Annotated in this window: 5 protein-coding genes; 4 read left to right on the top strand and 1 reads right to left on the bottom strand. The window is 70.7% G+C overall.

Annotated elements, in window-relative coordinates; translation table 11 throughout:
- The 4 genes from Q0L11_RS10650 to Q0L11_RS10635 all read left to right on the top strand — a co-directional run.
- On the top strand, window positions 1-1,088 hold a 1,088-nt coding region (locus Q0L11_RS10650; RefSeq protein ID WP_296597195.1), incomplete at its 5' end, for a phosphate acyltransferase.
- Window positions 1,089-1,162: 74 nt separating this feature from the next.
- The gene (locus Q0L11_RS10645; protein WP_296597194.1) at window positions 1,163-2,215 is read left to right on the top strand and encodes a bifunctional 2-polyprenyl-6-hydroxyphenol methylase/3-demethylubiquinol 3-O-methyltransferase UbiG; all 1,053 of its coding nucleotides are present in this window, start codon (window positions 1,163-1,165) and stop codon (window positions 2,213-2,215) included.
- A gap of 63 nt (window positions 2,216-2,278) precedes the next feature.
- Window positions 2,279-3,577: an Hsp70 family protein gene (locus tag Q0L11_RS10640; protein ID WP_296597193.1), complete on the top strand. Its 1,299-nt coding sequence runs from the start codon at window positions 2,279-2,281 to the stop codon at window positions 3,575-3,577.
- 187 nt (window positions 3,578-3,764) lie between these two features.
- A complete protein-coding gene (locus Q0L11_RS10635; protein WP_296597192.1) occupies window positions 3,765-4,493 on the top strand; it encodes a PEPxxWA-CTERM sorting domain-containing protein in 729 nt (242 codons plus the stop codon).
- Here Q0L11_RS10635 and Q0L11_RS10630 read toward each other — a convergent pair.
- Window positions 4,477-6,800: pitrilysin family protein (locus Q0L11_RS10630; protein WP_296597190.1), on the bottom strand; the 2,324-nt coding region annotated here is incomplete at its 5' end. The genes Q0L11_RS10635 and Q0L11_RS10630 overlap by 17 nt on opposite strands.

Here is a 6,800-nt window from a genome sequence, read left to right as displayed (position 1 = left end):
AGGCGGCGATGGACACGGGCGTGGCGCGCAAGCCGATCACCGACATGGACGCCTACCGGGCCCGGCTGGCCCAGCGCCTGGACCCGACCGCGGCCTTCTCGCAGAAGCTGCAGGGCGCGGTGCTGTCGGGCCCGCAGAAGACGATCGTCTTCGCCGAGGGCGAGGAGCAGTCGGTGATCCGCGCCGCCTACGCGTTCCAGACCCAAGGGCTGGGCAAGGCCATCCTGGTCGGCCGCGAGGATCTGGTGCACGAGAACATGCGCGCGGCGGGCCTTGATCCCGTCGAAGCGAACATCGAGGTGATGAACGCCCGCGTCTCGCATCACAACGACGCCTCGGTCGAGTACCTCTACGCGCGGCTGCAGCGCGAGGGCTATCTGCGCCGGGACGTCCAGCGCCTGATCAACCAGGACCGCAACGCCTTCGCCGCCGCCCTGGTCGCCCTGGGCCACGCCGACGGCATGGTCACCGGCGTCACCCGCAACTTCGACCAGGTGCTGGAGGAGGTGCTGAACGTGGTCGATCCGGCCGCCGACGGCCGGGTCATCGGCATGAGCGTGGTTATGGCCAAGGGCCGGACCATCTTCGTCGCCGACACCAACGTCACCGAGATGCCCGAGGCCGAGGAACTGGTCGAGATCGCCATCGAGGCGGCCCGCGCGGTCCGCACCCTGGGCTACGAGCCCAAGGTGGCGTTCATGAGCTACTCCACCTTCGGCAACCCGATGGGCGACCGCTCGGAACGCATCCGCGAGGCGGTGCGGATGCTGGACGACATGGAGGGCATCGACTTCGAGTACGAGGGCGAGATGCCGCCCGAATTGGCTCTCGAACCCGAGAGCCGCGGCGCCTATCCGTTCATGCGCCTGACGGGCCCCGCAAACGTGCTGATCATGCCGGCCATACATTCGGCGGCGATCTCGACGCAGCTCATCAAGTCCCTGGGCGGCGCCGAGGTGATCGGCCCGATCCTGCTGGGCCTGGAGAAGCCGGTGCAGATCTGCCCGCTGGGCGCCTCGGTCTCGCGCATCCTCCAGATGGCCACGGTCTGCGCCTACGACCGGCCGCTGGTGGACGTCGCGGAGTAGCGGCCCACGACCTCTCCCTCGCGGAGAGGGCGGCCCGTCCGGAACCTCGCGGCCCAGCTTCGCATTCGGAGCGGATGGGCCAAGCTTGGCATATCACCCTGGACCCGCCGTACGTGCTGGACGACACCGCCACGTCGTTCACGTTCCGCGGCTGGACCGAGGTGGATGACGAGGACGCCCCGGACGTCGAGGTTCGCATCAACGACCGCGCGGTCCCGGTCGAGCTGTCGCCCCGCCCGCAGGTGCGCCGGTTCTTCCCGGGCCTGCAGGTGCGCAGCCTCGCCGCGGCGGCCGATTTCCGGGAGATCCTGGCCGGCTGCGACACCCAGCAGGGCGATGGCGGCTTCCTGCTCCGCGTGAGCGTGCGCTCGAATCATCGCGAGCGGACGTTCGAGTACGCGGTGAGCGACGCCTGGATGGCGGCGGTGTTCGGCCCCGGCCTGAAGGCCCGTCCGGTCGCGCCCGCCAACCTGCAGATCCGGGTGGCCGGCGCCGCGGCCGGCGCCTTCTGCTCCCAGGGTGAGATCGAGGCGCGGCGACTGGAGGCCCTGGCGGCGGCCGCGGGCCAGCCCATCGACGACGGCCAGACCGTGCTGGATTTCGGCTGCGGTCCCGGCCGGCTGGTGTCGGCCCTGGCCCCGCGACATCGGGAAACGGCCTTCTGCGGCGCCGACATCGACGCCGAGGCGATCGGCTGGTGCCGTAGCCGGATGGGCGACCTGGGCGCCTTCGCCGTCAACCAGCCCGCCCCTCCGCTGCCCTACGACGACGGGGCCTTCGACCTGGTCTATAGCCTCTCCACCTTCACCCACATGCCGGCCGACCTGCAGTTCGCCTGGCTGGACGAACTGCGCCGGGTGCTGAAGCGGGGACGGCTGTTGATCACGACGATCATGAACCCCTTCGCGTACGACCTACCCGCGCCGCTCAAGGCCGCCGCCGCGAAGGACGGTTTCGTCTATTGGGGCGACGCGCCGGAGACTGAGGGCTTGCCAAGTTTCTACCGGCTCGCCTACCACACGCACGACTACGTGCGCCGGGCATGGGCGCGTGGTTTCGAGGTGCTCGCGATCGGCGGGCACGACCTCAACGACACGCAGGATTCGGTTCTTCTCCGACGCGTCTGACACCTGCCAAACCCTGACGGCCGCCCTGCCCGGGCGGGCGCCGCCGCGCGCCTGGAGGGCAAGATGAGCTACAGCCTGGGGATCGACTTCGGCACGACCAACACGGTGCTCAGCCTGGCCGAGGCCGACGGGCCGGCGCGGCTTGTGAAGTTTCCGGCGCCGGAAGGAGAGCTTTTCGCGTTCCGCTCGTGCCTGTCGTTCTACGCCCCGGCGGATCTGCCGAGCGAGCGCCAGGTCGCGGCCGGTCCCTGGGCTATCGAGGCCTATGTGGAGGATCCGGCCGAGACGCGCTTCATCCAGTCGTTCAAAAGCTTCGCCGCCCAGGAGAGCTTCACAGAGACCCAGATCCTGGGGCGCCGCTATCGGTTCGAGGACCTGCTCTCCACCTTCCTGCTGAAGGTGCGCGACTATGCGGGCGCGGGGCTCGGCGAGCTGCCCGAGCGGGTGATCGTGGGGCGGCCCGTGAAGTTCGTCGGCGGCTCGCCGAACGAGGCCCTGGCGCTGTCGCGCTACGAGACCGCCTTCCATCGGATGGGTGTGAAGGAGGTGCTCTACGCCTACGAGCCGGTGGGCGCCGCCTTCTTCTTCGCCCGCCAGCTCGACCACGACGCCATCGTGCTGGTGGGCGACTTCGGCGGCGGCACGTCGGACTTCTCGATCATCCGCTTCGAGCGCGAGGCGGGCGAGGTGCGGGCCATTCCGCTAGGCCGCGCAGGGGTGGGCGTGGCGGGCGACGCCTTCGACTACCGGATCATCGACAACCTGGTCTCGCCCGAGCTGGGCAAAGGCGGCGACTACCTCTCGTTCGGCAAGACCCTGCCCATTCCCTACAAGTACTACGCGGCGTTCGCGCGCTGGGACCAGCTGGCCCTGCTGCGCGCCAGCCGCGAGATGCGCGAGATCCGCAAGCTGGAGCGCGAGGCCGCCGAGCCGGAGAAGATCGGCCGGCTGATCGAGATGCTCGACGAGAACTACGGCTACCGGCTCTACCGGGCGGTCTCGAAGCTCAAGGAGACGTTGTCGTCGCAGGAGGCCGCCGAGTTCCGCTTCGAGGCCGGCTCGATCGCCATCGTGCGCGACGTGGCGCGCTCGACCTTCGAAGGCTGGATCGCCCCCGAGCTCGCCCAGATCGAAACGGCGGTCGATGCGGCCCTGGCCGACGCCGGCCTGACACCGGCAGGCGTGGACCGCGTGTTTCTCACCGGGGGCTCGTCCCTGGTGCCGGCGGTGCGCCAGGTGTTCCACCGCAGGTTCGAGGCCTCGCGGATCGAGACGGGCGCTGAGCTGGAGTCCATCGCCGCTGGACTCGCCCTGATGGCGAGGGAGCGCGATATTTCGCGCTGGACCACACGCGCGGGTTGAGGTTTTGGTTGGGGAATTCGGGTCTAAAGCCCTGAATATCCTAGGAGTTCCATCGCGAAAAATTTAGGCGGTGCATTGGCTGCGCCATGGGAACGGCTGCGGCGAGGAACGCCTTGCGCGTTCGATGGCGTGTCTTTCTCATCCCCCGGCCGCATGGCGCCGAAGTTCGTTGCAGGGGCTCATTGCGGTGCTCACCCTGTCCCTTGCCGGGCCGGCCACAGCGGCGGACTGCGTCGAGCAGATGAGCCGCATCCCGATCGCCGGCGCGGTCCCCGCGGCGGCGGTTCCCTATCGCGCGGCGATGCTGCGATCGAGGCCCAAGACCGAGGCCCACAAGCCGACTCGACCCCGGGTCATGATGGCGCGGGCGGGCGGCGGAGGGGTCCGCAAGGCCCGACCGCCTCGAAAGTCGGCCGCCTATCGTCCGGCGCGGAAGCCGACGCCCGGCGCGCGGAGCACGGCGGTCCGCCGCGCGCCTACGGCGCTTCCCGTTCGGCAACCGACGCCGGTCGCAGCCGCGGCCGCCGATCTTGCGACACCCGCGTCGTTCGCCCTGATCAAGACGACTGTTTGCCAGGGCGGCCCGGGCGCGCCGGCAGGAGGATCGGGCGTCACGATCGTCCCCGGCATCCCCGCGCCGGGCGTCGAGACCTATGAGCCAGGTGTCGCACCCCCAGCGCCGGGCGGCGGAACCGAGACCGGGACGGGAACGGCCCAGCCGCCCGTGATCCTGCCGCCCGGGCCCGGTCCCGGAGGTCCGACCGGCGGCACGGGTGTGTACCCGCCACCGCCTGGTCCTCCACTCGAGCCCCCGACGACGCCCGTGCCCGAGCCGGGGACGTGGGCGCTGATGATCCTGGGCTTCGGCGCGATGGGCGCGCGGCTGCGCGCGCGCCGCGTTACTTCGCCTTCCTGAGTGTCGGACTGTCCAGGTCGAGCTGGTCGGACGGGATGACCTCCAGCGCCGGCAGCTTGGCCTTCAGCGGCGCGGCGAAAGCCTTGGCGTCGCCGGCGACGACGACACTGGCCTGGGCCGGATCGAAGGCGCGGCGGGCGAAGGCCTGCACCTGGGCGGCGTCGACCGCCTCGACCTTGCCGGTGTAGCGGCCGACCTCGTCCAGCGGGACGCCATAGAGCGCCAGGTTGCCGAGGATATCGGCCAGCCCGCCCGAGGTGGCGAGGTCGCGGCCGTAGTCGCCCACCAGCACCGACTTGCGCGCCTTCAGTTCGTCGGCGCCCGCCGGTTCGGCGGCAAGCTTCGTCAGCTCGGCGTTGATCAGGTCCAGCACCTCCGGCGCGGACTCGTTCTTGGTCTGGGCGCTGGCGCGGAACGAGCCCGTGGTCCGGGCGGTCGAGAGCCGGGCGCTCGCGCCGTAAGACAGCCCGCGCTTGATGCGGATCTCCTGGTTCAGACGGGCCGAATAGCCGCCGCCCAGCACGGTCGTCGCGACGATGGCCGGATAGTAGTCCGGATCGTTCCGGGCGATGGCCGGCTTCATGACGTTGACCGACGCCTGGCCCGTGCCGGGGATGTCGATGGCGACCGCCCGGGGCTTGGCGGACGGCGTGATGGCGAGCGCCGGCGCGAGTGGTGCGGCGGGCTTCTTCCAGCCGCCGAACGCCTTCTCGGCGAGAGCGAAGCCCTGTTCGGCCGAGATGTCGCCGGTGAGCACGAGCACGGCGTTGTCGGGCCGGAACCAGGACGAGTGCAGCTTCGAGAGGTCGGCGGGCTTGAGCCGGGTCAGCGACTGCGGCGTGCCCTGCGGGACGTGGCCGAACGGCGTGCCGCCATAGATCACCGGGGCCGCCGCGAAACCGGCCACGGATCCCGGTTGCTGGTAGGCGACGCGAAGGCCGTCCAGCGCCTGCTCGCGCTGGCGGTCCAGCTCCTCGCCGGCGAAGGCGGGGTTCTGGGTCACGTCGGCCATGATCGCCATGCCCTCGGCCATCTTGTCGGGCATGGCCGACAGTGTGACCGACGAGGACTCCAGGCCGCCGCCCGACGACAAGCTGGCGCCCAGGCTCTCGACCTGGCTGGCGATCTGCTGGGCCGAGCGCGTCTTCGTGCCCTCGGTGAGCATGCCGGCCATCATGTTCGTGGCGCCGGCAAGGCCCTGCGGATCGGCCCAGGCGCCGGTCTTCACGGTGAGGTCGGCGGTGACCAGCGGCAGGTCGGACGAGCGGGCGACGATCACGCGCAGGCCATTCGCCAGGGTCTTCTCGCCCGGCTGCGGCAGCACGGGCTGGACCGGCTCGGCGATGCCCGGGGGCTTCGCCCGTTCGGCCTCGGGCGCGAGCGTGAAGACGGGGCCATCGTAGGCCGCCACGGTCTTCGGCGGGCTAGGCGCGGCTGGGGGCGTCTCGCCCTTGGGCCGCTCGCTCTCGGGCCGGTAGCGGATCGTCATGCGCCGGTCTTCGGCCAGGTACTTCCTCGCCACCCGCTGGACGTCGGCGGCGGTCACGGCCTGCAGCTTGGCGAGCTCGGTGTTCACCGCGTTCGGGTCGCCGTCGACGCGCAGGGCGTAACCGATGGCGCTGGCCCGACCCTCGATGGTCTCGCGCTCGCGGATGGCGCCGGTCAGCAGCTCGTTCTTCGCCTCGGCCAGTTCGGCGGCGGTGGGCGGGGTGTCGCGCAGGCGCTTCACCTCGGCCAGCAACGCCGTCTCGCCCTGCTGGATGGTCTTGCCGTTCGACATGATGGCGCCGACCATCACCAGGCCGGGGTCCTGCGGCAGGTCGGCCTGGGAGAAGGATTCCACCGCGATCTGCTGGTCGTAGACGAGGCTGTTGTAGAGCCGGGACGACTTGCCGCCCGACAGGATGGCGTCCAGCACCTTAAGCGCCGGGGCGTCGGGATCGGATGCGGCTGCGCCCTGCCACGACAGCACCACCGCCGGCAGCGGCACGTTCGGACCGTAGCCGTCGAACACGCCGGCCTTCGTGCGCGGGGGCTCCTTCGCCGTCACCTTGGGCAGGGCGACGTCGGGGTTCTTCAGGCCGCCGAAGTACTTGTCGACCCAGGCGTCGAGCTGGGCGGGATCGAAGTTGCCCACGACGATCAGCGCGGCGTTGTCGGGGCGGTAGAAGGTGCGGTGGAAAGCGCGCACGTCGTCGACCGTGGCGGCGTCCAGCTCCTCGATCGAGCCGATGCCGGGCCGCTTGTAGGGATGGGTCGTGTAGCTGGCCTGCGGCAGGTACAGCGCCATCAGCCGGCCGTAGGGCG

The organism is Phenylobacterium sp. (genome assembly GCF_024508875.1).
Lineage (GTDB): Bacteria > Pseudomonadota > Alphaproteobacteria > Caulobacterales > Caulobacteraceae > Phenylobacterium.
The sequence above is the reverse complement of the archived record's forward strand: the minus strand, read 5'-3'. Positions and strand labels throughout refer to the sequence as shown.